This window comes from Ruegeria sp. BB7 (assembly GCF_056539365.1).
Genome location: NZ_JBQFUV010000008.1, coordinates 44,473 through 67,260, shown reverse-complemented (window position 1 = coordinate 67,260; position 22,788 = coordinate 44,473). Strand labels below are relative to the sequence as shown.

Here is a 22,788-nt window from a genome sequence, read left to right as displayed (position 1 = left end):
CTCAGCACAGACCTATAGCAACGAATTTCATAGAGCAACGCACAGAAGCGCCACGAACCATAAGTCTTTGCGTCACATCAGCCGTTTAAGCGGTCCAAGCGGGCGGTAACTGACAACCCATGTGCCTCAAGGCTTTCTGATTGCGCCAGCTGTTCCGCTGCGGGGCCGATGGTACGCAGCGCTTCGGGCGTCATCTGGCTGAGCGTGGTGCGCTTGAGAAAGTCCATGACACTAAGGCCGGATGAGAACCGCGCCGAACGCGCGGTAGGCAGTACGTGGTTGGGACCGCCGACATAATCGCCAATGGCCTCGGGCGTGTATTGACCGAGGAAAATGGCACCTGCGTGTATCGTCTTTTCACTGAGGGCAACCGGGTCGGCAACACATAGTTCCAGATGTTCCGGCGCTATGCGATTGGACAGGGTTGCGGCCTCGTCCAGATCGCGCGCAGTGATCACGGCACCGAAGTCGCGCCAACTGGCCCCGGCAATGGCACGCCGCTGCAGGGTTTCAAGGCGTTTTTTGACCGCCTGCGCCACGGCGTGACCAAACGCGGCATCATCGGTGATCAACAGCGACTGCGCGCTTTCGTCATGTTCGGCTTGGCTGAGCAGGTCCAATGCGATCCAGTCCGGATCGTTGTCCTTGTCGGCGATTACCAGAATCTCGGACGGGCCAGCGATCATGTCGATGCCGACTTTACCGAACACCCGGCGCTTGGCCGCAGCAACAAAGGCGTTGCCCGGACCGGTGATCTTGTCGACTGGCGGGATCGTACCAGTGCCATAAGCCAGCGCAGCCACGGCCTGCGCGCCGCCAATACGGTAGATCTCGTCGACCCCAGACAGCCGCGCTGCCAGCAGGACCAGCGGGTTTACTTCCCCGTTTGGTGTGGGCACTGCGATTGCCAACCGCTCGACACCTGCTACCTTTGCCGGGATCGCATTCATCAGCACCGAAGAGGGGTAAGACGCCAATCCACCCGGCACATAAAGACCGGCCGCCGAAACTGCAGACCAGCGCCATCCCAAAGTGGCCCCGGCTGCATCGGTCCACTGCAGATCCTCCGGCATCTGTTTTTTGTGATAGGACCGGATGCGTTCTGCCGCCAGTTCAAGTGCCGCACGGTCCGCATCCGAAACCAGGGAAACCGCCGCGTCGATTTCTTCAACAGAGAATGCCAACGTTTCAGGCGTCAACTCAAGTCGGTCGAACTTAGCCGTCAGCTCGATAACAGCGGCATCTCCCCGACTGCGTACATCTTCGATGATCTGCGCGACAGTCGCGTCTACATCCGGGCTGTCCTCACGCTTGGCTGACAACAGTGCCTGAAAGGCGGATTCGAACTCGGGCGACGTGGTGTCGAGGAAAACGGGCATGTCAGGCACTCCAGAGCGTTTCACGGGGACATATCGCCAGCAGTGGGCGGCCTCAACCCTTAGTCCGTGGGCTGCAGCGATTTGCGCATGCCAAAACAGGAAACATCGCCGCGTGCTCCGCACCGGCCGGTCAACTGCCAACCATTCCGTTCGTAAAACGCCTGCGCGGTCCGTGTCGCTTCAAGACGGGCCTCGGAGTGACCCGATGCGATCACTTCCTGTTCCAGCCGGTTCAGCAAAGCCGCCCCGATGCCGTGGCCTCTATGATCCGGGTCGATGTATAGAAGGGTGATCTCAGCCCCGCGAAGACCACCCACGGCAGCAGTCTGCCCGGCATGTTCGGCCAGCCATATGCTTGCACCATCAATGATCCAGCCTCGGATCGTGGCCGGATCTTTGTCTGCGACCCACTGCTCAATGGCCTGAGGATCGTTTTGGTGATCCGCAGAGCAGAGCTGCGTGATAGAGCGGATCAGCACCCGGCTCAGGTCGAACACATCGAAAACTGTAGCGCGGCGCAGGGTCACTCCCATCGGGGCTTCTGTGAATGCCTGAGAAATGCCGCGCTTGTTTTGCATCTATTCAGGGTGGTGTGGTGCTTGACCCGAAGGTGCCAGATAAGGCCGGGTGACGTCCTTGAGCGTGGCATCCACAGCCTCAACCTTCAGAAGGATAGCGCCGTCCCCTGCAAGCGTCAGCAATATCTGACCGCTTCCATCTTCACCTGCTTCGAAATCGACCGACAACAAAGACAGAATCATATCTTTGTCACTGCGGTCGATGCCTTGGCTGGCCACCGACAGAATCGAGTCGAATACCAGCACCGACTGCACGCGTTCAAACGGACGGTCGCGACGGGTGGCCGCATCCTTGTCCTCCCAGCGGAACCGGTTCAGCAGCAGGCCAAAGCGGCGCTGCGATGGCTGCCATTTCATCTCGGTCACCGGGAACACAGCGTCCTGCGTCAAGGTCGAAATCACCTTCAGGTCATCTGTGTCCTCGGCCCCCAGGTTCAGCGGGGCCTCGCGCCCATCGTGAAAACTTGCGTCTGTCATTGGCCTTTGATCCGTTCAATTTTGGCACCCACGCCTTCCAGCTTGCGCACCACATGCTCATATCCGCGGTCCAGATGATAGACCCGGCTGACCGTTGTTTCACCCTCGGCCGCCAGACCAGCCAGAATCAACGAGACCGACGCCCGCAAATCCGTCGCCATCACAGGCGCGCCCTTCAAACGTTCTACACCCGTAACCGTGGCCGTGCCTCCGTGCACCTCGATATTCGCGCCCATACGCACCAACTCTGGGGCATGCATGAAACGATTCTCGAAAATGCGCTCTTCCAGAACTGCGGTTCCTTCAGCCGTGCACATCAACGCCATCATCTGCGCTTGCAGGTCCGTGGGAAAGCCTGGGAAAGGCTCTGTCACAACGTCCACCGAAGTCACACGCCCATTCTTTCGGGCCACTTTCAAACCGTTTTCAGTCTCTGCAACGCTGACACCCGCCGCATCCAGCTTGGCCGCAAATGATTCAACCAGCGACATGCGCCCGCCCAGCAATTCAACCTCGCCACCGCAGATGGCCGGGGCCAGCATATAGGTACCAAGTTCAATCCGGTCGGTCACAACCTGATGGGTGGCACCGTGCAACCGGTCAACGCCCTGAATTTCGATGGTAGATGTCCCCTCGCCCGAAATCTGCGCGCCCATCTTGCGCAAGCATTCCACCAGATCGACGATCTCGGGTTCGCGCGCTGCGTTTTTCAGAACCGTTGTGCCCTTGGCCAGCGTGGCTGCCATAACGATGTTCTCGGTCGCACCGACCGAGGCAAAGCGCATCTCATGCACCGCGCCTTTTAACCCTCCCGGCGCTTTGGCGTGCAGATATCCGTCTTTCAATTCAATCTCAGCGCCCAGCGCTTCAAGCGCCTCAACGTGCAAATCCATCGGTCGCGCGCCAATTGCGCAACCGCCGGGTAGCGAGACAACGGCCTCTCCGAACCGGGCCAGCAACGGACCAAGCACCAGATTCGATGCGCGCATCTTGCGAACGATTTCATAGTCCGCCGTCTGACTAGTCAGGTCATGACTGGACATCGCAATAACCTGCCCATCCTGCAACGAAGACACTTCGGCCCCCAGCGATTGCAGCAAGGCCGTCATGGTTTTGATGTCGCTTAGCCGTGGCGCATTGGTCAATGTCAGCGGTTCTTCGCTCAGAAGTGTCGCGGGCATCAGCGTCAGACACGCATTCTTGGCCCCCGCAATCGGTATCTGACCATTCAGCGGGCCGTTACCCGTCACCAGAATCGAGTCCATCTGCTCTTATCCCTCGTCCTTACTGGCATTGTCCTCGGAAGCCGCCCGCGCCTTGGCCTGAGCCTTGCGCCGCGCCATGTTCGCCTTCAGCGCTGCTTTCAGCCGCTCCTCGCGTGCATCCCCGGATTTGCCCTGTTTTTTGGGTGAATTTTTATCTGTCATGATCTTTCTCTACAGGAGGTGAAAAAAACCGTCCAGACACCCTTGCGCCGCGTTTCGTTTGAGTCTAATCACCCGCCCACAGCGCTGCTGTAGCTCAGAGGTAGAGCACTCCCTTGGTAAGGGAGAGGTCGAGAGTTCAATTCTCTCCAGCAGCACCATCCAATTCCAGAAAATGATAGTAGATTAATTTCCTGGGACGCGCCTGTCGTATTGCACCGCCATTTTGAGCCCCCTACACCAGCACCCCGACCAAGGTTCTGCCACTATCTGCACAGTGTGGATGCAAAGCGAAGCTGTCTATGACTTGGTGGTCGCAAGCACGGTGTGAAGTTGAACCCAGCAAACCGTGAAGCAGCAATTGTCAGGATAACAAACAATCGGGGCTGTCGCGCTACGCCTTCAAGTCGCACTGTTCTGCGGTTTTTCAAGTTATCCGGGATTCTGCGATTCTGGTGATGCAAAGCTGCTACAGGGCAAGTCTGGAGTGCCTCTGCCAATGCGTGTTTCGTCACCCAACCTTTTATCTTGGGCAAATTTGCGCCACCCCCTCAGCAGGTTTCCGCAGCGTAAACTTGTGGCCTCTTTGCGGCTTGGCAAATTTGCCCTAAGCCCGCCCAAACGTTTTGATGGGGGTCAAAATGAAACTTAGCGTACTGGAAGTTTTCTGCATACTACTGGCGAGCTCAGTGGCTGTTGCGGGGTTTGTCGGAGCCGCAAACGCACTGATATCCGCCTTTTGAGAGCCACGAAAAGCCCGCTTCGAAATGTTTCCCGGTTTTGCATTGCGCCCTCTGAGTGCGGCCCATTTCGACACCAAATCTGATATCACTGGTAGCATACCGTTTCGCCGGCACCTTCTTGCAGCGGCGCGAATTCAGCAACACTGGTCCGACCGTCAGACAATATGCCTGTCGCTTTTATTGGATGCAGATGTGCCCCTTTTTCAATTCGTTCCGAACGATACGACCCCGTTGTCATATCTGAGCATTCGAACTGACCAGCGATAACACGGGACGCCCTGGCCGAGAACGTGCCAGAACAAACGGCCTTTGTGGTTTGCAGGCAAAACTTACCTCTGTAGGCCCCCGATACCCACCAAGCCACGCCTTCAAACTTGCTGCCGTCAGAAAGCTTGCCACTAATGGTATTAAAATTGCCCGAATACTGCGTTTTCGTGACCGATTTCACTTCGCTTGAGCCATCATCACAGGCTGCAGCGAATAAAAGGGCCATCAATATCAAAATAGCGGTGGAAAAACGTCTATTCACTATAATCTCAATTCTAAAAAAAGGATAATTCATGCACAGGATTTCTACCTTTGCATGCAATTGGGCGCAAGAACCCAGGCATGCCCCACGAAGATCATCCTACTAAGTGTCTACTAGCTGGGATTTCGGAAATAGCTGCAAAGCCTAAGCGATCACTTCTCTGAGGGATCGCTTTCGGCGTAGTCCCGCAGACGTTCGATATCGGCAATAACCGCGTGGTTGCGATTAATCTTTACGCCGACCGTCTTCAGGCGCGAGAATGCCCGGCTGAGGCTTTCAGGTTTCATCCCAAGACGGCCTGCGATCAGCATCTTGTCATAGGGCAGTTCGACATCGCAGCCATCGATCTCTGCATCACACAGATTGAGCAGAAACTCGGCCACACGCTGCGCACCCGTCTGGGCCTTGAGCTGCTCCAATTGCGCTACCAGTGCATGAAGATGCGTGAAGGTCGCAGCCAGAATCGACACACCGATCTCGGGGTCTTCCTTCATCAAAGACAGCAGTACCGGGCTAGGGATGTGCATCACCTCGCAGGCGGAAACCGCCTCGGCGGAAACCGGGTATGGGACGTTCCGCAGTGCGACTGCCTCACCAAAGCTTTCGCCACGGGTAAAGACACTCACCACTGCTTCGGCCCCGGTGGGGGACATACGAAACAGCTTGACCCACCCCGCCAGCACCACATGAACGGCTTTTGCCTTTTCTTCCTGCAGGAATATCGTCTCGCCCCGGTCATAGCTGCGCCAAATTGCGTGACTTAACAGCGTATCGATATGCTGCTCCGGCAAGCTCTTGAGCAAGAGAGACTGCCGCGCAATCGCCTTTTGTGCTTCGTGCGCCAAGAAGGTTCCCCTTTTTTCCCTAGTCGATCGTCTGACCGGTACATCCTTCGAGCACAGGCTATGCCAAAGCTGTGATCAACGCACCAGTCTTTTCCGCCGCCAACTTGACAATTGTCATGTAGCCTCGGTGGTCATGCGCCTAGTTTCGCTCCATAGCCAGTAAGCCGGGGAGCCAGAAAGATGGACTACGAGCGATTTTTCACCCAAAGCCTGGACGACCTGCGGGACGAAGGAAACTATCGTGTTTTTATCGACCTGCAACGCCGCTGCGGTTCCTTTCCGAACGCCCGCCAAACCGACGGGCAGGTGCAGCGAGATGTACGGATCTGGTGTTCGAACGACTATTTGGGAATGGGCCAGCACCCCGCGGTAATCGGGGCCATGCATGACGCGCTGGACCGTTGCGGCGCGGGCGCCGGGGGCACCCGGAACATATCAGGCACCACTCACGATCACGTGCTGCTTGAGGCCGAACTGGCCGATCTGCACGAAAAAGAGGCCGCGCTTCTTTTCACTTCTGGATATGTTTCAAACTGGGCAGCTCTCGGCACTCTCGCTGCAAAAATCCCCGGCCTGATCGTGTTTTCAGACGCGCTGAACCATGCCTCGATGATCGAAGGCATCCGCCATTCCCGCGCGCAAAAAGTGATCTGGAAGCACAACGACCTGGAAGATCTAGAGGCGAAACTGGCTGCTGCCGATCCCGAAGCACCGAAGATGATCGCCTTTGAATCAGTTTATTCGATGGACGGGGATATCGCGCCGATCAAGGAAATCTGTGACCTTGCCGACAAATACGGTGCGATGACCTATCTGGATGAGGTCCACGCCGTTGGCCTCTATGGCCCACGCGGCGGCGGTATTGCCGAGCGTGAAGGGTTGATGGATCGCCTCACCGTGATCGAGGGCACATTGGGCAAAGCCTTTGGTGTGGTCGGTGGTTATATCGCCGCCTCGGCGGCGCTGTGTGATTTCGTCCGCAGCTTTGCCAGCGGATTCATCTTTACAACTGCCCTGCCCCCGTCGACAGCGGCTGGTGCTGCTGCATCGATCCGACATCTGAAACAGTCGAACACCGAACGCGATCAGCAAAAGGCCCGCGTGGCGCAAGTCCGCGCAAGACTGGACGCAGAAGGTATCCCGCATCTGCCCAACCCCAGCCACATCATCCCGGTGATGGTAGGCGACCCGGTGAAATGCAAATTCATTTCGGACACGCTGCTGGAAGAGTTCGGCATCTATATCCAGCCGATCAACTATCCCACAGTTCCAAAAGGGACCGAACGTCTGCGGATCACACCATCCCCGGTGCACACGGATGAGGATATCGATCATTTGGTCGGTGCGCTGTCAGCCCTCTGGCAACGGTGTCAGATCGCCCGGATGCCAATGGCCGCCCAGTAATTCAAAGCGCTCCTTAGCTTGGCTAACTGCCGCCCAATTTGGGCGGCTTTTTCTTTTTCAAATCGAGTAAAGGCCGAAGATCAGCACAGCGAAACCGGTGAGAACCATTGTAAACCCTCGCAGCCAGGCCGGACTGTGGGCAAGCTCTAGATACCGGGCAAGAATTATCCGCCCTTTGATCAGCGCCAGCAGCAGAATACCCCCGCCCATGACGGCAGGAGGCACAGGCGTCATAGTCAACAACGCCGACCCTAGGCTAAGCCCCAGAAGGGCAAACCAGGCCTTTATCAATGGATTGTTGATCATAGCGTTCATCCCAAAAGGTAAACTACTGGAAACAGCATGATCCAAACCAGATCAACCATGTGCCAGAACTGCGCGCCCGCCTCTATATTGCGGGGATCATCCCGCCAAGTGACCAGCAGCAGGATACCGACCCCGGCCAGCACATGAGCCGCGTGAAAGCCTGTCAGCAAGTAATAGAACAGAAAGAAAGGGTGGGTTTCATAACTGATCCCTTGCGCCGCCTTATCTGCATATTCCACGCCCTTGATGACCAGAAACACCACACCCAACAGGGCCGCCCCGATCAACGCCAGACGGGCCGCGCCCCGTCGCGCCACCTGACGCCATTGCGACGCCTGCGCGGCCAGGTAGCCCGAGGTAACCAGAACAGCCGTATTGAATGCAGCACCCGTACGGTGCAGATGGGACTGCGCCTCGGCAAAGCCTGCCGGGTCGGACAGGCGTACACCCATGAAGGCAATCATCCCGGCACCGAATACCAGCAGCTCCGAGATGATCAGCACCCACATAAGCAACTCGCCCGGAAGCTCGTCGATCAGAGACGCATCGCTCATGCGCCAACCAGTTGACGATAAATCTGCGGCAGGGCCATGGTCAGACGGTGCGGGTCTGGAATGACAGCAAAACCGCCCTGCCCGAACATGCGCGGGAACCAGCTTTTGCCGGTTTTGTCGATTGTGACGCCAAAGACCGACTGACCGCCCCGGCGCGCCTCGCGGACAGCCATGCAGGTGTCCTCGATTCCGTGACGGCCTTCGTAGTGATCCAGGTCGTTGGGTTTGCCGTCGGTGATCACCAAAAGCAAACGGCGTTTGCGCGACTGCTCTGCCAGATCGGCCGAGCAATGGCGGATCGCTGCCCCCAACCGCGTGTAGTGACCCGGCCGCAACGAGGCAATGCGCTGTTCGACCAGTGATCCCATCGGTTCATCGAACCGTTTGCAACGCTGCACATAAACCCGCTGTCGTTTCAGCGAACTGAAGGCGTGGATGGCGAAATCGTCGCCGCAGGCATTCAGGCCCCAGGCAAGCGCGGCGAGCGCCTCGCGTTCGATGTCGATCACGGCGCGGCCGGTGACGGCACTTTCGGTCGAGCGGCTGACGTCCAGCAGGATCGACACGGCCAGATCACGGGCCTCGGGACGGGATTGCATCCATATGCGTTCGGTACCTTCGCCATTGGCGCAGCGGTCCACCTGCGCCCGCACAGCGGCCTCAATATCCAACTGATCTCCGTCCAGATGACCGCGCGTCATCACCCGGCCCGGGCGCAGTGCTTCAAACTGGCGTTTGACAGCGCGGATACGGCGCGCGGTGGCCGGGTCTTTGCCGAACTCTGCGGCATCCTCGCGGATATCCGCGTCCGAGAGCAGGACGTTGACGTGGTCAGGCAGGTACTGACCGGTCCGCACATCCCATTCAGGATAGAGGATACGACCGGAAAGGCGTTCACGATTCACGTCCTCGGGCGCAAGATCCAAATGCAGTTTCAGCTTGGTCGGCGGTGCTTTGGAGATCTGGCCCAGGCCGATTTCTTCCTGGTCATCGGCGGCTTTCTTTGCGTTGTCAGGATCATCGTCGTCGATGCGTCGATTGATGTTCAGAAACTCGGCCCAGCTGAGAATGGCCTCAAACTTATGCAGAATAAAACTGTCGCTGCGGTTGGCCTGATCCGATTTGCGGCGGCGCGCTCGGTGGGTTTTCTCACTGGATTCTTCAGGTGGACCTTCGGTTTCGGGGTTTTCGACCTCGTTATGTTCCGAAAACCCAACCGGGCGCAGCTCTGGCCACAGTGGGACAGGCCGGAAATGCTGATACCCACGCGGGGCGGTCAGGTCATCGTCCAGAGCCAAAAGCTGCTCAGCCTTCGGGGACAGGGGCGCAGAGTCGCCCAGCATGTGACGAACCAGCTCTTCAACGGCTGCTTCAACCGGCGGAAGGCCGGAAATTTCGCGGTGATGGAGAACCCCCTTACAGAGCTCGGTATAAAGCGGGCGCAGGCCAGAGGCATCGTCCAATGTCGCCTCGACCATGCTCTGCGCCGCGATCAGCGCGCGCAGGTCGGCACGCAGCGGATCGTCTTCATCAATTCGGGTACCGGCATGGGCCGCTGCGGCCGCCAACCAGACATAAAGCGCGCCGTTTGCTTCGCGCGCAGGGAAAACCGCCAGCCTATCCGGCAGGCGCAGAACCTCACCGTCGAACGAGGCGCGCGGCATCAGCTCGACTTCGGTCGCCAGCTTGCGGCGCCAACTTAGCCGGTGTCGTGAAACCTCGGGTGAGACCGGGCGCAATTCGACGCCCGGACTACCCCCAAGCCCTCGGAAGAGGACAGCCAACCGCCCCGCGACCTCGGAAAGGTCGACCGCGGCTCCAACATGCACCTCAGGTGCATCGAGGCGGCTGGCAAGGGTGTGCCACAGTTTCCCGATCGTTTCTTCGGGTTCCCATGGCTCAAAGTCGATCTTGACCATTGGCCGGCCTCACCCAAAGACAGCCGTGACAAGATCGAGGAGCCCGCGTTTGATATCCTCGTCATCAGTCAGAGGTTCGATCATTGCGGCAAGGATGGCGCGGTCGGTCGACATGCCCTGTGCGATCAGCGTCGCGGCATAAACGACCAGACGGGTGGAAACGCCTTCCTCGAGGTCCTGACCCTTGAGCCCGCGCAGCTTATTCGCCAGCCGGATCAGCGGTTTGCAGCGCTCCAGCGCCAGCCCGCTTTCCTGGGCGACAACTTCGGCTTCCATCTCGGGCGACGGGAAGTCGAATTCCAGCGAGATAAAGCGTTGCCGGGTCGAGGGTTTCAGGGTTTTCAGGATATTTTGGTATCCTGGGTTATACGAAGCGACCAGCATGAAACCGGGTGCGGCCTCAAGCTCTTCGCCGGTGCGGTCGATCGGCAGGATACGTCGGTCGTCGGTCAGGGGGTGCAACACGACGGTGACGTCTTTGCGGGCCTCGACAACCTCGTCGAGGTAGCAGATCGCGCCTTCACGCACCGCCCGGGTCAGGGGGCCATCGACCCAGACGGTTTCTCCACCCTTCAGAAGATAGCGACCGATCAGGTCTGCGGCTGCCAAGTCGTCATGGCAGGCGACCGTATAAAGCGGGCGGCCAAGGCGGGCGGCCATATGGGCCACAAAGCGGGTTTTGCCGCAGCCTGTCGGGCCTTTCAGCAGAACCGGCAAGTCATTATTGTAGGCGGCAGTGAACACATCGCATTCATCACCTTGGGCGAGGTAGAAGGGGGCGTTTGCCGCCCCCATTCCCATGTTTCTTGAGCCGTCCATCTTCATGACTCCGCTGCGACGTGGTCAGGATCGTTTTCCAGCCGGTCGCGTTCGATCGGGCCGGGTTCAACCATCTCTTTCCGGGGCACCCAGATCGAGTAGATGAACAGCAGCGCGCCGAGGACAACGACAACACCCGACCCAAGACGCATCCAGTAGAAGATCGCGATCTGGTCCTGTACGTCCATGAAGTAGTCACCGACCACACGTTGCATGTGAGTCTGCACAGTACCGCCGAATGTCAGCACGAAGGTCATGAAGACCATACCGCTGGTCATTAGCCAGAACGAACCCATGTTCAGCACTTGGTTATACGGATCACGGTTCTTCAGGATCGGCATCGCATAGCTGAAGATCGCCAGGTTGAGGCAGACATAGGCACCGTAGAAGGCCAGGTGACCGTGGGCCGCAGTGATCTGGGTACCGTGGGTATAGTAGTTCACCCCGTGCAGCGTATGCAGGAAGCCCCATACACCGGCACCGAAGAAGGCAAGCGTGGCACAGCCCAGCGACCACAGCAGCGCAGCCTTGTTGGGGTGGTCACGACGGCCTTTCCAGACCATGACGAAGGCAAAGGCCATCATTGCGAAGAACGGGATTACTTCGAGGCTCGAGAAGATCGAACCGATCCACTGCCAGTACGCAGGCGTACCGATCCAGTAGTAGTGGTGACCTGTCCCAAGGATGCCCGAGAACAGCGCGGCCGCGACGATGACATAGAGCCATTTCTCGACGATCTCACGGTCCACACCTGTCAGCTTCAGCATCAGGTAAGCCAAGATCGAGGCCATGATCAGCTCCCACACGCCTTCAACCCACAGGTGGACGACATACCACCAGTATTGCTTATCCAAGGCCAGGTTGCCCGGATTGTAGAAGGCAAACAGGAACAGCAGCGCTAGACCCCACAGACCCAACAGAAGGATGTTGGTGATGGCGGTCTTCTTGCCCTTCAGAACGGTCATCGACACGTTGTAAAGGAAGATCAGCGCGGCCACGACGATGCCCGCCTTGACCCATTTGGGCTGCTCAAGGAACTCGCGCCCCTCTTTACCCAGCAGCCAGTTGCCTTCGAACAGGTTGAAGACATAAGTCACAACCACGCCCAGCGTACCGACCACAAGGATGATCAGCTGCAGATAGGCTAGCTTGGGCGAATGAATCTCACGTTCGGATTCTTCCGGGATCAGGAAGTAAGCCGCACCGAAGAAGCCCAGGATCAGCCAGACGATCAATGAGTTGGTGTGCAGCATCCGCACGATATTGAACGGCAGAAGCTCACTCAGGAAGTTCGGGAATACATAGATCAGACCGGCCAGAAGGCCGCCGATCACCTGTATCGCAAACAGGGCCATTGCCACCGCAAAGTAGGCGTAGGCGATTTTTTGGGATTCGTATTTCATTTCTCCGTTCCCTTTCTCAACCGGCCTCGTTAGGCGGCCAGCCCTGAGCGTCGATATTATCCGTCCAGATCAGGAAGTTGGTCAGGTCGCGGAGTTCTTCGTCGCTGAGGTTGAATTGCGGCATCTGCCGACGACCGGGAATGCCGGTCGGCTGCGCCTCCATCCAGCCCTTGAGGGCCTCAAAGGCTGTTTCCGGGTCGTCCAGAACACCCCAGCGGGTCATCACATTCGCGACTTCGGGGGCAAAGTAGGCCCCTTCACCCAGAATCGTATGACAGTTGATACAGGCGTGTTTTTCCCAAACATGTTTGCCCCGGACCACACTTTCATCGAGTTTTGCCGAATTCTCGGAATTCACGATGTACCAGTGTGAATGGGCCGACAGGGCCAGAAAGATGAGGATAAAGAACAGTGACCCGCCATAGAATATGTTGCGGGCCATGCTCTTGGTCATGACTTCTCGCATTGCGCTCTCCTTTGCGCAGATTAGCTAGTCTGACCAACATGGCGGCTGGGCCATGGTGTCTCCTTAACGAAAGTCAAGACCAGCCGAAGTAATTAAAATTCATCCCGCCCGGGCCGAGCGAGGACCCGTCAGGGCAGGCCACATGGCGATCAGGTACAGTGCAAAGGCGCAGATCCATAAACCGTCCGACAGCAACATCGCGACCAAGTAACCCCCGTTCAATTCGCCACCGATCCAACGCGACAGGGTGGCGACGGCCATCAGCCCATACGCCACCACCATCGGTCCCGGCGCGATCAATGCGCGACCACTGTGGCCCAGCGCTGCGCGACTCATGACCGCTAGGGTCATCCCGCCGACGCAGCCGATTCCCAGGACGTGCAGTGCAGCGACCTCGTTGCCAAGGCCCAGCACCGCCAATCCCCAGAGTATCAGCCCTGTCGCCAACATTCCGAGCCCCAGATGCAGCGCCAGAAGAATCGGTTGCCGCGCAGCCCAGCGCGCACGCCAGCGTGCCATGCGCAGAATCTGCACACCTCCTAAAGCCAATGCCCCAATCCCGGGAACCAGCCCTGCACCTAGCACCAGAACACTAAGTGGAAGAACCAACGCCAGAATCATGCCAGCCTTATCCAAGACTGGAACTGAAACCGGCCACGCTGCCTCGGGTTCGCCCGCGCGTTTCATAGCATTTCGTGTAAAGGCCGGGGTGATCCGCCCACCCAGAATGGCAATCATCGAACACAGCGACAACAGCCCCGCGCGCAATCCAATCTGCAGCGTATCCGCCGTGACTCCCATCCATTCCAGATGTGTCAGCAAGTCTGCGACCCAAATCAGGGTCAGCAGCAGGAGGAAAATCATGTTTTGCGGCTTCGGGCGCCGGATCAACTGGGTCAGGATTTTGGCTGCCAAAACAGGTACAAAGGCCAGGTCAACCACGGCAACGAAGACAGGCGGCAGCATCCCCGAAAACCAAATCGCCATCCGCCCGGCCAGCCACAGTCCAGCGGCAAATGTTATAAAGCGAGCGCGCGCTTCGGGCGCACCTGTCCAATTCGGCACAGCCGTCAGGAAGAATCCTCCCAGCGCAGCCGTGGCATAGCCAAAGATCATTTCATGGGCATGCCACATCGGTGGAGTCATGCCGTAATCCGGTGCCAGATAGGGCGCAGTCAGCCACAGCCCCCAGACCAACCCCACGAACAGCCCATAAAGACCCGCAGACAGGAAGAAAACACGAAACCCCTCTCCGAGAACACGGGTGACGACGGTGGACATGACTGCTCTCCTTGACCGTTTTCTCAGCCCTAGCAGCGCGCCCACTTGCATGACTTAACCAAAATCAAAAGCGCCCTAAACATATGTCTAAAACGCTTATTTTGCGGGAGTTATTTAGTACTTTTTTCCCTTCTGCGCGTCAATTTACACCCCCGGTGTTGACTTTCGTCAAGGAGCGCCCACGCGCGATGTCTCACCCTTGGACCTGCCTCACCACGCAAATGGAGAGTGATCATGTCACTTGGAATCAGCTACAACAAAACTGGCCGCGCCTTTGGGGCCGGTTTGGCGATGCTGCTGGGCAGCGTCGCTGCACCAGCCTTCGCCGAAGAGCCAACCCTCAGCGAGGAAGCGTTTGAATCATCCAAACAGCTTTATTTCGAACAATGCGCAGGCTGTCACGGCGTTCTGCGCAAAGGCGCCACAGGCAAGAGCCTTGAGCCACATTGGAAAAAAACCGCAGCCGACGGAACCGTGACCGAAGGCGGGACCCTTGCACTCGGACAGGAACGCCTTGAGAAAATCATCGCCTGGGGTACCGAAGGCGGGATGAACAACTTCTCGGACATCATGACCGAGCAGGAAATCAAGGATATGGCGACCTACATCCAGATGGAGGCTCCCAAGCCGCCTGAGATGTCGCTGGAGCAGATGAAAGAGACCCGCAAGGTCTATGTCGAAGAAGCCGACTATCCGACCGAGCCACTGCACGGCCGCAACTGGGAAAACTTCTTCGTCGTCATCGAGCGTGACGTAGGTAAAGTGGCCGTTATCGACGGTGACACCAAAGAAGTGCTGACACACATCCCGACCGGTTATGCCGTGCACGTTCTGAAAGCCTCCGAGCACCACAGCGTTACCGAGCCGGAAAACCCCGGCCGCTTCTGGTACACAATGGGCCGCGACGGCAAGATGACCAAGATCGACCTCTGGCAGAAGCCTGAGAATATGTTGGTTTCGGAGGTCAAAATTGCCTATGACGCACGCGACGTGGCCGTATCCGGCGACGGCAAATACGTCATCGGTGGTGGTTACTGGCCGCCGCACTTTGCAATCGTTGACGCCCAGACAATGGAACCTGTGAAGGTTGTATCGACCCGAGGTGTAAACGTGGACGGTGACTATGTAGAAGAGGCCCGCGTGGCCGCGATCTACACAACTCCGAACGAGCCAACCTGGATCGTTGCGATCAAGGAATTGGGTCAGCTGTGGCAGGTTGACTATACCGATCTGGACAACCTGCGGATCGACAAGATCGACAGCGCCAAGTTCCTGCATGACGGGTTCTTTGACCCGACAGGCCGCTACTTCCAGATCGCCGCGAACGCGTCGAACAAGATGGTTGTCGTCGACACTGAAACTCACAAGCTTGAGGCGATGATCGACACAGCCGCGCTGCCGCACCCTGGCCCCGGCGCCAACTGGGTTGACCCGAACTGTGGTCCGGTGGCTGGCACAACCCACCTTGGTGTTGGTACTGTGACTGTCTGGGGCAACGACCCCGAGAACCGTCCGGACGATGCCTGGAAGGTCTGCTACGAAGTAGAAACAGACGGCCCCGGCCTGTTTGTCCGCACCCACCCGAACTCGGACTACATCTGGGCTGACCAGACCAAGCACCCCGAGCCTGAAATTCAGCAATCGGTGCAGGTCATCTCGAAAGAGACCGGCGAGATCGTGAAAACGATCCAGATCACCGAAGACGAAGGCAGCGCAGCTGTTCACTTCGAATTCAACGCTGACGGTACTGAGGTCTGGGTGTCCAAGTGGAACCTGTCGGACTCGAAAGAGCCCAACGGTCAGATCGTGATCTTCGACGCCAAAACGCTGGAAGAGATCGGTCGCATCGAAGGGCTGTATGCCCCGACCGGCAAGTTCAACGTCTACAACCGGTCGAACCACGTTACCTAACGGGTTCGCAGTAAAACCGGAAAGGGCGGGCCCCTCGCCCGCCCTTTCCTCGTTTGACCATCAGCCAAACTCACCGGCCTGCCACCCAAGGCCAGACAAGACAGCCAAAACGGAGCCCGGATATGACTTCCGAACCGGAAAAGAAAAAACCGATCTGGCGCCGGTATTTCCTATGGGGAATGCCTGTGGCCGGCATTGCCGCAGCCTTTGTCGGCGGCATCGTCTTCTGGGGCGGATTCAACACCGCCATGGAAGCCACCAACACCAAAGATTTCTGCATTTCGTGCCACGAGATGCGAGATTTCGTTTATGAGGAATACACCGGCACGATCCACGACGTGAACCGTTCCGGCGTGGGCGCGGTCTGTTCGGACTGTCACGTACCCAAAGACTGGACCCACAAGATCATCCGCAAGATCAAGGCGTCCAAAGAGCTCTATGGCAAGATGGTCGGCACCATTAACACCCGCGAAAAGTTCGAGGCCAAACGCGTACACCTGGCCATGAACGAATGGGAGCGGATGAAGAAAACCGACTCGCGCGAGTGCCGCAACTGTCACGATTTCGAATCGATGATGCCGGAATTCCAGAGACCCCGTGCCCGTCAGCAGCACCTGAACGCGATGGAGATCGGTCAGACCTGTATCGACTGTCACAAGGGGATTGCACATTCGGACGCGCGTGATCGGGCCGAGGAAGAGTATCTTGAGCAATTGGAAGCCCCCAACCCGGCCTTCATCCGCCCAATCCCGCCTGAATATCTGGCCAGCCTTGAACGCATCGAAGCCAAAGAAGCCGCTGAAGCCGAAGCAGAAAAAGCTGCTAAAAAGGCCCAGCAAGAGGCCGTACAGGCCCAAATCGCAGCCGCTGTTGACGCAGCCGTTGCCGAAGAGCGCGCCAAGGCAAACGGAGACGAAGCCGCGGCGCCCGCAGGCGGCGGTGGCGGCGATGTCCCAGGCAACGTCGACTGGAACGCCGTGGCCAGTGCGGATCTGAAACTGTTCTATCCCGGCCAGGCCTCGTTTGAATGGGTCCAGAACGGCAAGTTCCATGGCGGCGCGCGGCCTCTGACCAAGGGTGGTGATCAATGCACGACCTGTCACGCCAAGGAGCTGGACACGATCGGCAACAAGATTGTCGCCGGCGGTGAACTGGAACCGACCCCGATCCCCGGTAAACGCGGTGTGATCGACGCTACTGTTCAGGCGGCGCATGACGATGAAAACCTGTACATTCGCCTGCAATGGCCGGATGCGGGTCATAGCCCTGCGCCCTTCGTGGACGGTGGCAAGATGGACCCCGACAACCAGATCAAGGTCGCCATGATGATCACTGGCACCGGTATCGAACTGGGTGAACAGGTGGGCTGCTGGGCTTCGTGCCACGCCGACAACTCCTATATGCCCTTTGATCCGGGCGCGGAGGCAATCGCCGCCAATGGTGATGTCGCGGGTCGTCTGACCGCGCAGGACACGGTGACCAAATACATCAGCGAAAGCCGCACCGAGGTTGATACCAAGGGTCGCCGCGGTAAGCCGATGGGTGGTTGGGACAAACTGCACGCCGCTGAACAGATCGAGCAGTATCTGGCCGACGGCACCTATCTTGACCTGATGCGTGTCTACGCCGATGGCAGTGCCACAAACGGCTACCTGCTGGAACAGCGCGTGGTGAATGACGGCGAGATAGCCGCATCGGCCGAGCTGTCCGGTGGTACATGGACCGTGGTCTTCAGCCGTCCTCTGAACTCTGGCGCCCCCGGTGATGTGCCGCTGGAAGCTGGTCAAACCTACACGGTCGGCTTTGCCATCCACGACGACTTTGCCGCAGCGCGGTTCCACCATGTGACGCTGAACACCAGCCTTGCGCTGGATGACGACTCAGCTAACATCAACGTGGTAAAACAATAAACGAGGGGGCCGGGCAATCCGGCCCCTTCCATTATGGAAAGGAGATATGGACGATGAAACTCCGCCACCTTCTTCCCGCGCTGCTGCTCTTGGCGGCGCCCGCAATGGCGGATGGGTCCGCCGAAATCTGCGCCGAGGCCGAAGAGCGCTATGTCGAACTGTTTGGTCAACCTTCCTCGGCGGTTGAGGACGCCGAAGTTGTGCTCATGTACAAATACAATTTCTGCCCCTTCGAATTGACCGTAAAAGCGGGCACCACGGTCCGTTGGGTGAATGTGGACAAACGCACAAGCCATTCGGTCCTTCTGAAAGATGGTAGTGAACCGGAAAGCGACCGGTTGTTCCCAGAGGAGACGCTCGACCTGACATTCCTCACACCGGGACCGCAGGACTATTTGTGCGGGCCTCATTGGGAAACCCAGAACATGATCGGCATGATCACCGTAGAACCCTGAGCCGAGGCAAAAAATACAGGCAAGATCAAAGGAGCGCGGGCGCAAAACCCGCGCTCCTTAACTTATGTCAAGGAGGTTGGTTTACGATTGAGCCAACCTGCCCTCATGACACGCCCGGCTCACCCAGCGACGTCCCGACTGCGCGAAATAAATCCGGGTTCGAATACATTCAGAACAAGCGAGTTTGCACATGAGCGGTAAGGTTTTTCTGATTGGTGCCGGCCCCGGAGACCCCGAGTTGATGACCCTGCGCGCCCTGCGCATGCTGCAAGAGGCCGACGTGGTCGTCTATGACCGGCTGGTCTCGGCAGACATCCTCAACCTGCATGCCGACAACGCGCGCCTGATCCCGGTTGGCAAAGCCCCTAAATGCCACACGGTGCCGCAGGATCGTATCAACGAAATCCTGGTGGAAGAGGCCAACGCCGGACACACGGTTGCCCGATTAAAGGGCGGCGATCCGATGATCTTCGGTCGCGGCTCGGAAGAAGCGGCCCACCTGATGGCCAATGGCATCGCCGTCGAATACGCGCCCGGCATCACTGCAGCACAGGGCGCGTCCTGTTCCACCGGAGTACCGCTGACCCATCGCGGGCTGGCAACTTCGGTACAATATGTCACCGGTCACCGGCAGGCCGACAAGGTGCTGGATCTGGACTGGAAACGCCTGGCCGATCCCGAAACGACGCTGGTGGTCTATATGGGTGTAGCCAATATCGGCCAGATCGCCATGGGGCTGATGACGGAAAACCTGCCAGGATCAACCCCCGTTCTGGCCGTGGGCAAAGCCACGACCCCTGACGAACGCCGTCTTGTGTCCCGATTGGACCAGCTGGCGACGGATGTGCGCGACGCCAATCTGAAAGCACCGACGCTGTTCATCATCGGCAAGGTCGTATCGCTTTATGCAGAACAGCCCTTGGCGGACCTGTTGGAACAGGCTCATGGCTAGGCTTGGATCAAGTTGCAGAGGGCAAGCCCCCCAACCGCGCAGGCGTGAGATGCGCTCTGGTTGGGTGGCGCGCAGCGTTCTGACAACCGCCGTACTGGTAGCTACTTCGGCCTTTGCCGCAGATGCCATCGACCCCAACGCCCTGAAACGGCTTGTTCATCAGGATTGCGGATCGTGTCACGGGCTTTCCTTGAAGGGTGGTCTTGGCCCCGATCTGCGGTCCGAAACTCTGGAACACTATGACCCTGAGGTTCTGACCGGTGTCATCCTAGACGGTATTCCCGACACCGCGATGCCCCCCTGGCGGCCTTTGATCACCGAAGAAGAGGCCGAATGGATCGCTCGTTACCTGCTGGAACAGGAGGCACAATGAAACATCTCATCCTTGGCCTTGCAGCTACTCTGATGATGACTGCGGCCTATGCCGAACCCACCGCAACCGGAGACCTTGGTCTTGTGATCGAACGCGCCAAGGGATCGGTACTGCTGGTCGACCAATCAGACCGGGCCGCGCTGGCGCGGATCGAAGGATTAGGCGATCTGTCCCACGCCTCTTTGGTTTACTCCCCCGATGAACGTTTTGCCTTCGTGTTCGGACGCGATGGCGGCCTGACCAAAGTCGATATCGTCACCCGCCAGATCGTAAACCGCGTCGTGCAGGCGGGCAACGCCATCGGCGGCGCGATTTCTGACGATGGTAAGTTGGTGGCCGTATCGAATTACGAACCAGGCGGCGTACGTGTCTTTGATGCGGACACGCTGGAGATGGTCGCGGACATCCCCACCGACAGCAAAACCATCGGTCTGGTCGATGCACCTGGCCGTCGCTTTGTGTTCACCATGTGGGACACGGGCCAGACGTGGATTGCCGATTTTGCCAAGGGCGATCCAGCGATCACCAAGATCCCCGACATGGGTAAAAACCCCTATGACGCGCTGATCACCGCCAATGGCCGCACCTATATCACCGGCTTGTTTGGCGAAGACGGTTTGACCGCGCTGGATCTCTGGGCGGAGACGCCCGAACCGATCCGCGTATTGCCTAATTACGGACGCGGACAGGAAGAAATGCCCGTCTACAAGATGCCTCACCTCGAAGGTTGGGCCCTGACAGGGCGCGAGTTCGTTCTGCCTGCTGTCGGCCATCACGAAGTTCTGTGGATCGACGCTGACACCCTGACTGAGACCGGACGCACCAAGACGCACGGCCAGCCGGTCTTTGCCATGGCCCGGCCCGACGGGCGTCAGGTCTGGGTGAATTTCGCCCATCCGTTGAACGATACGATTCAGGTGATCGACAGCGTCAGCAAAGAGATCATCCACGAATTCAAACCCGGCCCCGCAGTGTTGCACATGGAGTTCACGCCTCGCGGGCATGAGGTTTGGCTCAGCGTGCGCGACGCCAACAAGGTCATGGTCTACGACACCCACACATTTGAAAAACTGCGTGAGATCGATGCCGACAGCCCTTCGGGCATTTTCTTTACCGCACGTGCGCACAGAACGGGGCTGTAACGGATGGAACACATCACTGATCCGATCGACCGCCGCCTGCTGGACGATTTCCAGCGTGACTTTCCCATCACCGACCGTCCATTTCAGATTCTGGGCAATGCGTTGGGTCTTGAAGAGGCCGAAGTGATCGACCGTCTGACCCGCATGCGCGCAAACGGTCGAATTACTCGGGTTGGCGCGACAATTTCACCAGGTGCGGTATCCGCCAGCACTCTGGCCGCCGTTTCCGCACCGGAAGACCGCCTGGAGGAGATCGCTGCCCTGATCGATTCTGAACCTGGCGTGAACCACAACTATCAGCGCGAGGATACGTGGAACCTTTGGTTCGTCGCCACTGGCCCTGACCGCGCGCATGTCAACGACACACTAGCCCGCATCAGTCACCGCACCGGGCTGCGCGTGCTGGATCTGCGATTGGTCCGCCCGTTCAATGTCGATCTGGGCTTCCGCATGTCCGGCAAGACCCGCAACGTACCCGGCCCCCGCAAAGTGGACCGCACGGCCATGCAGGACGGAGACCTTACCCTGCTGCAAGCACTCAGTTCAGGTCTTCCGCTGGTCGCAGACCCTTACGCTGCGCTGGCTCGGTCGTTGGGCCGGAATATGCATGACGTAATGGAACGGATCGAGACATTGCACGGCGCCGGTATAATCTCGCGTCTTGGCGTCATTGTGCGACACAGGGCGCTGGGTTGGTCGGCCAATGCGATGGTGGTCTGGGACATGCCAGCCGATCAGATCGATACGGCTGGACCTGCTCTGGCAGCGCATCCCGGCGTGACCCTGTGTTACGAGCGTAACCCGGTCGAGGATGTCTGGCCCTACCGCCTTTATTCGATGATCCACGCCCGGTCACGCAGCGAAGCGCTGGACGTTTTGTCGGCCGCGGTCGCCCTGCCAGAAATGGCCGGCGCGCGCCACAAGGTACTGTTCTCGACCCGCTGCTTCAAACAGACTGGGGCACTGATCCAACCGAAAGAGGCCGCCGCATGACGCTGGATGCAACAGACCGCGCGATCCTGAACCGGATGCAAGACGATCTGCCGCTGACCAATCACCCATACGCCGTGATTGCAGATGAGCTAAACATTTCGGAAAGTGACTTGTTGAACCGTCTTTCCCGTATGAAAGACGAACGCATCATCACCCGGTTCGGCCCCTTTTTCGACGCCGCCGCAATGGGCGGCGCGTTCTGTCTGTGCGCCATGGCGGTGCCGGTCGAAGAATTCGAAACCGTCCTGACCAAAGTCAATGCGCACCCCGAGGTTGCGCATAATTATGAACGCACGCACCGGCTGAACATGTGGTTCGTTCTGGCGACCGAAACACCCGAGGGGATCGCAGCCACAGCCGAGGCTATCGAACGGGAAACCGGGATCGCGGTCCTGCAATTCCCCAAACTTCAGGAATTCTTCATCGGCTTCCGGGTGGCGGCATGATCGACGCGAAAGACAGAGAGATTATCGAGGCACTGCAAGGTGGCCTGCCGCTAGTGTCCGCGCCCTATGCGCAGGTGGCCAAAACACTGGGGTTGGACGAAGACGCGCTGTTGTACCGTCTGGCCGAGTTGAAATCCCGCGGAGTCATTCGTCGCATCGCCGCCGCTCCGAACCATTACAAACTGGGCATGACGTCGAACGGGATGACCGTCTGGGATGTAGACGATGCCCGCATCACTGAATTGGGCGCGCAAATCGGCGCGCTGCCCTTTGTCACCCATTGCTATGAGCGCCCGCGTGCCTTGCCCGATTGGCCCTACAACCTGTTCGCCATGGTTCACGGCTCGGACCGGGATGAAGTCGAAGAAAAGCGCGCCGAGATCGCAGCTATTCTGGGCGATGCCTGCCGTGCCAAAGATATCCTCTATTCCACGCGCATCCTGAAAAAGACCGGGCTGCGCCTGAAAACGAAAGGCTGA

General features: G+C 58.4%; 24 protein-coding genes and 1 tRNA gene. 11 read left to right on the top strand and 14 right to left on the bottom strand.

The annotated features are described in order from the left end of the window. Positions 1 to 77 precede the first annotated feature (77 nt). Genes hisD through ACR0D7_RS13335 form a run of 5 tightly spaced genes read right to left on the bottom strand, consistent with a single transcriptional unit; the run spans position 78 to position 3,861 of the window. Positions 78 to 1,379: a histidinol dehydrogenase gene (gene hisD, locus ACR0D7_RS13355; protein ID WP_480679443.1), complete on the bottom strand. Its 1,302-nt coding sequence runs from the start codon at positions 1,377 to 1,379 to the stop codon at positions 78 to 80. Positions 1,380 to 1,438: 59 nt separating this feature from the next. Then, positions 1,439 to 1,912, bottom strand: coding sequence for a GNAT family N-acetyltransferase (locus ACR0D7_RS13350; RefSeq protein ID WP_480679442.1), 474 nt, complete (start codon positions 1,910 to 1,912; stop codon positions 1,439 to 1,441). 45 nt (positions 1,913 to 1,957) lie between these two features. Then, positions 1,958 to 2,434: a DUF2948 family protein gene (locus tag ACR0D7_RS13345; protein ID WP_480679441.1), complete on the bottom strand. Its 477-nt coding sequence runs from the start codon at positions 2,432 to 2,434 to the stop codon at positions 1,958 to 1,960. Further along, the gene (gene murA, locus ACR0D7_RS13340; protein ID WP_480679440.1) at positions 2,431 to 3,699 is read right to left on the bottom strand and encodes a UDP-N-acetylglucosamine 1-carboxyvinyltransferase; all 1,269 of its coding nucleotides are present in this window, start codon (positions 3,697 to 3,699) and stop codon (positions 2,431 to 2,433) included. The genes ACR0D7_RS13345 and murA overlap by 4 nt, the downstream gene beginning before the upstream one ends. A 6-nt stretch (positions 3,700 to 3,705) precedes the next feature. Beyond that, entirely contained in the window at positions 3,706 to 3,861 is a 156-nt protein-coding gene (locus ACR0D7_RS13335; protein ID WP_170381906.1) for a hypothetical protein, read from the bottom strand. Between the two features lie 83 nt (positions 3,862 to 3,944). Between ACR0D7_RS13335 and ACR0D7_RS13330 the strand changes: the two genes are divergently transcribed. After that, a tRNA-Thr gene (locus ACR0D7_RS13330) sits at positions 3,945 to 4,019 on the top strand. A 667-nt stretch (positions 4,020 to 4,686) separates the two neighbouring features. On the opposite strand, the gene ACR0D7_RS13325 is transcribed toward ACR0D7_RS13330, so the two are convergent. Both ACR0D7_RS13325 and ACR0D7_RS13320 read right to left on the bottom strand, forming a co-directional pair. Continuing rightward, positions 4,687 to 5,163, bottom strand: a complete 477-nt coding sequence (locus ACR0D7_RS13325) for a hypothetical protein (protein WP_480679439.1) — start codon at positions 5,161 to 5,163, stop codon at positions 4,687 to 4,689. Positions 5,164 to 5,282: 119 nt separating this feature from the next. Continuing rightward, positions 5,283 to 5,975, bottom strand: a complete 693-nt coding sequence (locus ACR0D7_RS13320) for a Crp/Fnr family transcriptional regulator (protein ID WP_170381895.1) — start codon at positions 5,973 to 5,975, stop codon at positions 5,283 to 5,285. A gap of 180 nt (positions 5,976 to 6,155) precedes the next feature. Between ACR0D7_RS13320 and hemA the strand changes: the two genes are divergently transcribed. Beyond that, the gene (gene hemA / locus ACR0D7_RS13315) at positions 6,156 to 7,379 is read left to right on the top strand and encodes a 5-aminolevulinate synthase (protein ID WP_480679438.1); all 1,224 of its coding nucleotides are present in this window, start codon (positions 6,156 to 6,158) and stop codon (positions 7,377 to 7,379) included. 57 nt (positions 7,380 to 7,436) lie between these two features. Here the strand turns inward: hemA and ACR0D7_RS13310 are convergent, their stop codons facing one another. The 7 genes from ACR0D7_RS13310 to ACR0D7_RS13280 form a co-directional block, all read right to left on the bottom strand. Next, a complete protein-coding gene (locus ACR0D7_RS13310; RefSeq protein WP_480679437.1) occupies positions 7,437 to 7,685 on the bottom strand; it encodes a cytochrome C oxidase subunit IV family protein in 249 nt (82 codons plus the stop codon). A 5-nt stretch (positions 7,686 to 7,690) separates the two neighbouring features. After that, the gene (locus ACR0D7_RS13305) at positions 7,691 to 8,239 is read right to left on the bottom strand and encodes a cytochrome c oxidase subunit 3 (protein ID WP_480679436.1); all 549 of its coding nucleotides are present in this window, start codon (positions 8,237 to 8,239) and stop codon (positions 7,691 to 7,693) included. Further along, entirely contained in the window at positions 8,236 to 10,158 is a 1,923-nt protein-coding gene (locus ACR0D7_RS13300) for a nitric oxide reductase activation protein NorD (RefSeq protein ID WP_480679435.1), read from the bottom strand. The genes ACR0D7_RS13305 and ACR0D7_RS13300 overlap by 4 nt, the downstream gene beginning before the upstream one ends. 9 nt (positions 10,159 to 10,167) lie before the next feature. Continuing rightward, positions 10,168 to 10,977 carry a CbbQ/NirQ/NorQ/GpvN family protein gene (locus tag ACR0D7_RS13295; protein WP_170381890.1) on the bottom strand — a complete coding sequence of 270 codons (810 nt, stop codon included), beginning with the start codon at positions 10,975 to 10,977 and terminating at the stop codon, positions 10,168 to 10,170. Positions 10,978 to 10,979: 2 nt separating this feature from the next. Beyond that, positions 10,980 to 12,380, bottom strand: coding sequence for a cbb3-type cytochrome c oxidase subunit I (locus ACR0D7_RS13290; protein WP_170575123.1), 1,401 nt, complete (start codon positions 12,378 to 12,380; stop codon positions 10,980 to 10,982). A 16-nt stretch (positions 12,381 to 12,396) separates the two neighbouring features. Further along, positions 12,397 to 12,846, bottom strand: coding sequence for a c-type cytochrome (locus tag ACR0D7_RS13285; protein ID WP_170381888.1), 450 nt, complete (start codon positions 12,844 to 12,846; stop codon positions 12,397 to 12,399). A gap of 99 nt (positions 12,847 to 12,945) precedes the next feature. Further along, positions 12,946 to 14,127, bottom strand: coding sequence for an NnrS family protein (locus ACR0D7_RS13280; protein ID WP_480679434.1), 1,182 nt, complete (start codon positions 14,125 to 14,127; stop codon positions 12,946 to 12,948). Between the two features lie 234 nt (positions 14,128 to 14,361). Here ACR0D7_RS13280 and ACR0D7_RS13275 point away from each other — a divergent pair, with 234 nt between their 5' ends. The 9 genes from ACR0D7_RS13275 (at position 14,362) to ahbB (ACR0D7_RS13235) (ending at position 22,788) form a co-directional block, all read left to right on the top strand. Continuing rightward, positions 14,362 to 16,038 carry a cytochrome D1 domain-containing protein gene (locus tag ACR0D7_RS13275; protein ID WP_480679433.1) on the top strand — a complete coding sequence of 559 codons (1,677 nt, stop codon included), beginning with the start codon at positions 14,362 to 14,364 and terminating at the stop codon, positions 16,036 to 16,038. A gap of 122 nt (positions 16,039 to 16,160) precedes the next feature. Continuing rightward, on the top strand, positions 16,161 to 17,948 hold the full coding sequence (locus ACR0D7_RS13270) for a NapC/NirT family cytochrome c (protein WP_480679432.1): 1,788 nt from the start codon (positions 16,161 to 16,163) through the stop codon (positions 17,946 to 17,948). A 53-nt stretch (positions 17,949 to 18,001) separates the two neighbouring features. Continuing rightward, entirely contained in the window at positions 18,002 to 18,403 is a 402-nt protein-coding gene (locus tag ACR0D7_RS13265) for a cupredoxin domain-containing protein (RefSeq protein WP_170575117.1), read from the top strand. Positions 18,404 to 18,593: 190 nt separating this feature from the next. Beyond that, positions 18,594 to 19,355, top strand: a complete 762-nt coding sequence (cobA, locus tag ACR0D7_RS13260; RefSeq protein ID WP_480679431.1) for a uroporphyrinogen-III C-methyltransferase — start codon at positions 18,594 to 18,596, stop codon at positions 19,353 to 19,355. A gap of 49 nt (positions 19,356 to 19,404) precedes the next feature. Then, entirely contained in the window at positions 19,405 to 19,728 is a 324-nt protein-coding gene (locus ACR0D7_RS13255; protein ID WP_170381882.1) for a c-type cytochrome, read from the top strand. Next, positions 19,725 to 20,870 (top strand): cytochrome D1 domain-containing protein, encoded by a 1,146-nt coding sequence (locus ACR0D7_RS13250; RefSeq protein WP_480679430.1) that lies wholly within the window; start codon positions 19,725 to 19,727, stop codon positions 20,868 to 20,870. The genes ACR0D7_RS13255 and ACR0D7_RS13250 overlap by 4 nt, the downstream gene beginning before the upstream one ends. Before the next feature lie 3 nt (positions 20,871 to 20,873). After that, positions 20,874 to 21,863, top strand: a complete 990-nt coding sequence (gene ahbB / locus ACR0D7_RS13245; RefSeq protein ID WP_480679429.1) for a siroheme decarboxylase subunit beta — start codon at positions 20,874 to 20,876, stop codon at positions 21,861 to 21,863. Next, complete coding sequence (locus tag ACR0D7_RS13240) at positions 21,860 to 22,309, top strand: Lrp/AsnC family transcriptional regulator (protein WP_480679428.1); 450 nt, start codon at positions 21,860 to 21,862, stop codon at positions 22,307 to 22,309. The genes ahbB (ACR0D7_RS13245) and ACR0D7_RS13240 overlap by 4 nt, the downstream gene beginning before the upstream one ends. Next, positions 22,306 to 22,788 (top strand): siroheme decarboxylase subunit beta, encoded by a 483-nt coding sequence (ahbB, locus tag ACR0D7_RS13235; RefSeq protein WP_170575111.1) that lies wholly within the window; start codon positions 22,306 to 22,308, stop codon positions 22,786 to 22,788. The genes ACR0D7_RS13240 and ahbB (ACR0D7_RS13235) overlap by 4 nt, the downstream gene beginning before the upstream one ends.

What these genes read in the sequence shown, in the direction of transcription:
- ACR0D7_RS13290 (WP_170575123.1), bottom strand. Translation starts at nt 12,380, where the DNA reads ATGAAATACGAATCCCAAAAAATCGCCTACGCCTACTTTGCGGTGGCA.
- ahbB (WP_170575111.1), top strand. Translation starts at nt 22,306, where the DNA reads ATGATCGACGCGAAAGACAGAGAGATTATCGAGGCACTGCAAGGTGGC.
- ACR0D7_RS13345 (WP_480679441.1), bottom strand. Translation starts at nt 2,434, where the DNA reads ATGACAGACGCAAGTTTTCACGATGGGCGCGAGGCCCCGCTGAACCTG.
- ACR0D7_RS13325 (WP_480679439.1), bottom strand. Translation starts at nt 5,163, where the DNA reads ATGAATTATCCTTTTTTTAGAATTGAGATTATAGTGAATAGACGTTTT.
- murA (WP_480679440.1), bottom strand. Translation starts at nt 3,699, where the DNA reads ATGGACTCGATTCTGGTGACGGGTAACGGCCCGCTGAATGGTCAGATA.
- ACR0D7_RS13350 (WP_480679442.1), bottom strand. Translation starts at nt 1,912, where the DNA reads ATGGGAGTGACCCTGCGCCGCGCTACAGTTTTCGATGTGTTCGACCTG.
- ACR0D7_RS13250 (WP_480679430.1), top strand. Translation starts at nt 19,725, where the DNA reads ATGAAACATCTCATCCTTGGCCTTGCAGCTACTCTGATGATGACTGCG.
- ACR0D7_RS13300 (WP_480679435.1), bottom strand. Translation starts at nt 10,158, where the DNA reads ATGGTCAAGATCGACTTTGAGCCATGGGAACCCGAAGAAACGATCGGG.
- ACR0D7_RS13255 (WP_170381882.1), top strand. Translation starts at nt 19,405, where the DNA reads ATGCGCTCTGGTTGGGTGGCGCGCAGCGTTCTGACAACCGCCGTACTG.
- ACR0D7_RS13305 (WP_480679436.1), bottom strand. Translation starts at nt 8,239, where the DNA reads ATGAGCGATGCGTCTCTGATCGACGAGCTTCCGGGCGAGTTGCTTATG.
- ACR0D7_RS13335 (WP_170381906.1), bottom strand. Translation starts at nt 3,861, where the DNA reads ATGACAGATAAAAATTCACCCAAAAAACAGGGCAAATCCGGGGATGCA.
- ACR0D7_RS13275 (WP_480679433.1), top strand. Translation starts at nt 14,362, where the DNA reads ATGTCACTTGGAATCAGCTACAACAAAACTGGCCGCGCCTTTGGGGCC.
- hemA (WP_480679438.1), top strand. Translation starts at nt 6,156, where the DNA reads ATGGACTACGAGCGATTTTTCACCCAAAGCCTGGACGACCTGCGGGAC.
- ACR0D7_RS13285 (WP_170381888.1), bottom strand. Translation starts at nt 12,846, where the DNA reads ATGCGAGAAGTCATGACCAAGAGCATGGCCCGCAACATATTCTATGGC.
- cobA (WP_480679431.1), top strand. Translation starts at nt 18,594, where the DNA reads ATGAGCGGTAAGGTTTTTCTGATTGGTGCCGGCCCCGGAGACCCCGAG.
- hisD (WP_480679443.1), bottom strand. Translation starts at nt 1,379, where the DNA reads ATGCCCGTTTTCCTCGACACCACGTCGCCCGAGTTCGAATCCGCCTTT.
- ACR0D7_RS13270 (WP_480679432.1), top strand. Translation starts at nt 16,161, where the DNA reads ATGACTTCCGAACCGGAAAAGAAAAAACCGATCTGGCGCCGGTATTTC.
- ACR0D7_RS13295 (WP_170381890.1), bottom strand. Translation starts at nt 10,977, where the DNA reads ATGGACGGCTCAAGAAACATGGGAATGGGGGCGGCAAACGCCCCCTTC.
- ACR0D7_RS13280 (WP_480679434.1), bottom strand. Translation starts at nt 14,127, where the DNA reads ATGTCCACCGTCGTCACCCGTGTTCTCGGAGAGGGGTTTCGTGTTTTC.
- ahbB (WP_480679429.1), top strand. Translation starts at nt 20,874, where the DNA reads ATGGAACACATCACTGATCCGATCGACCGCCGCCTGCTGGACGATTTC.
- ACR0D7_RS13240 (WP_480679428.1), top strand. Translation starts at nt 21,860, where the DNA reads ATGACGCTGGATGCAACAGACCGCGCGATCCTGAACCGGATGCAAGAC.
- ACR0D7_RS13310 (WP_480679437.1), bottom strand. Translation starts at nt 7,685, where the DNA reads ATGATCAACAATCCATTGATAAAGGCCTGGTTTGCCCTTCTGGGGCTT.
- ACR0D7_RS13265 (WP_170575117.1), top strand. Translation starts at nt 18,002, where the DNA reads ATGAAACTCCGCCACCTTCTTCCCGCGCTGCTGCTCTTGGCGGCGCCC.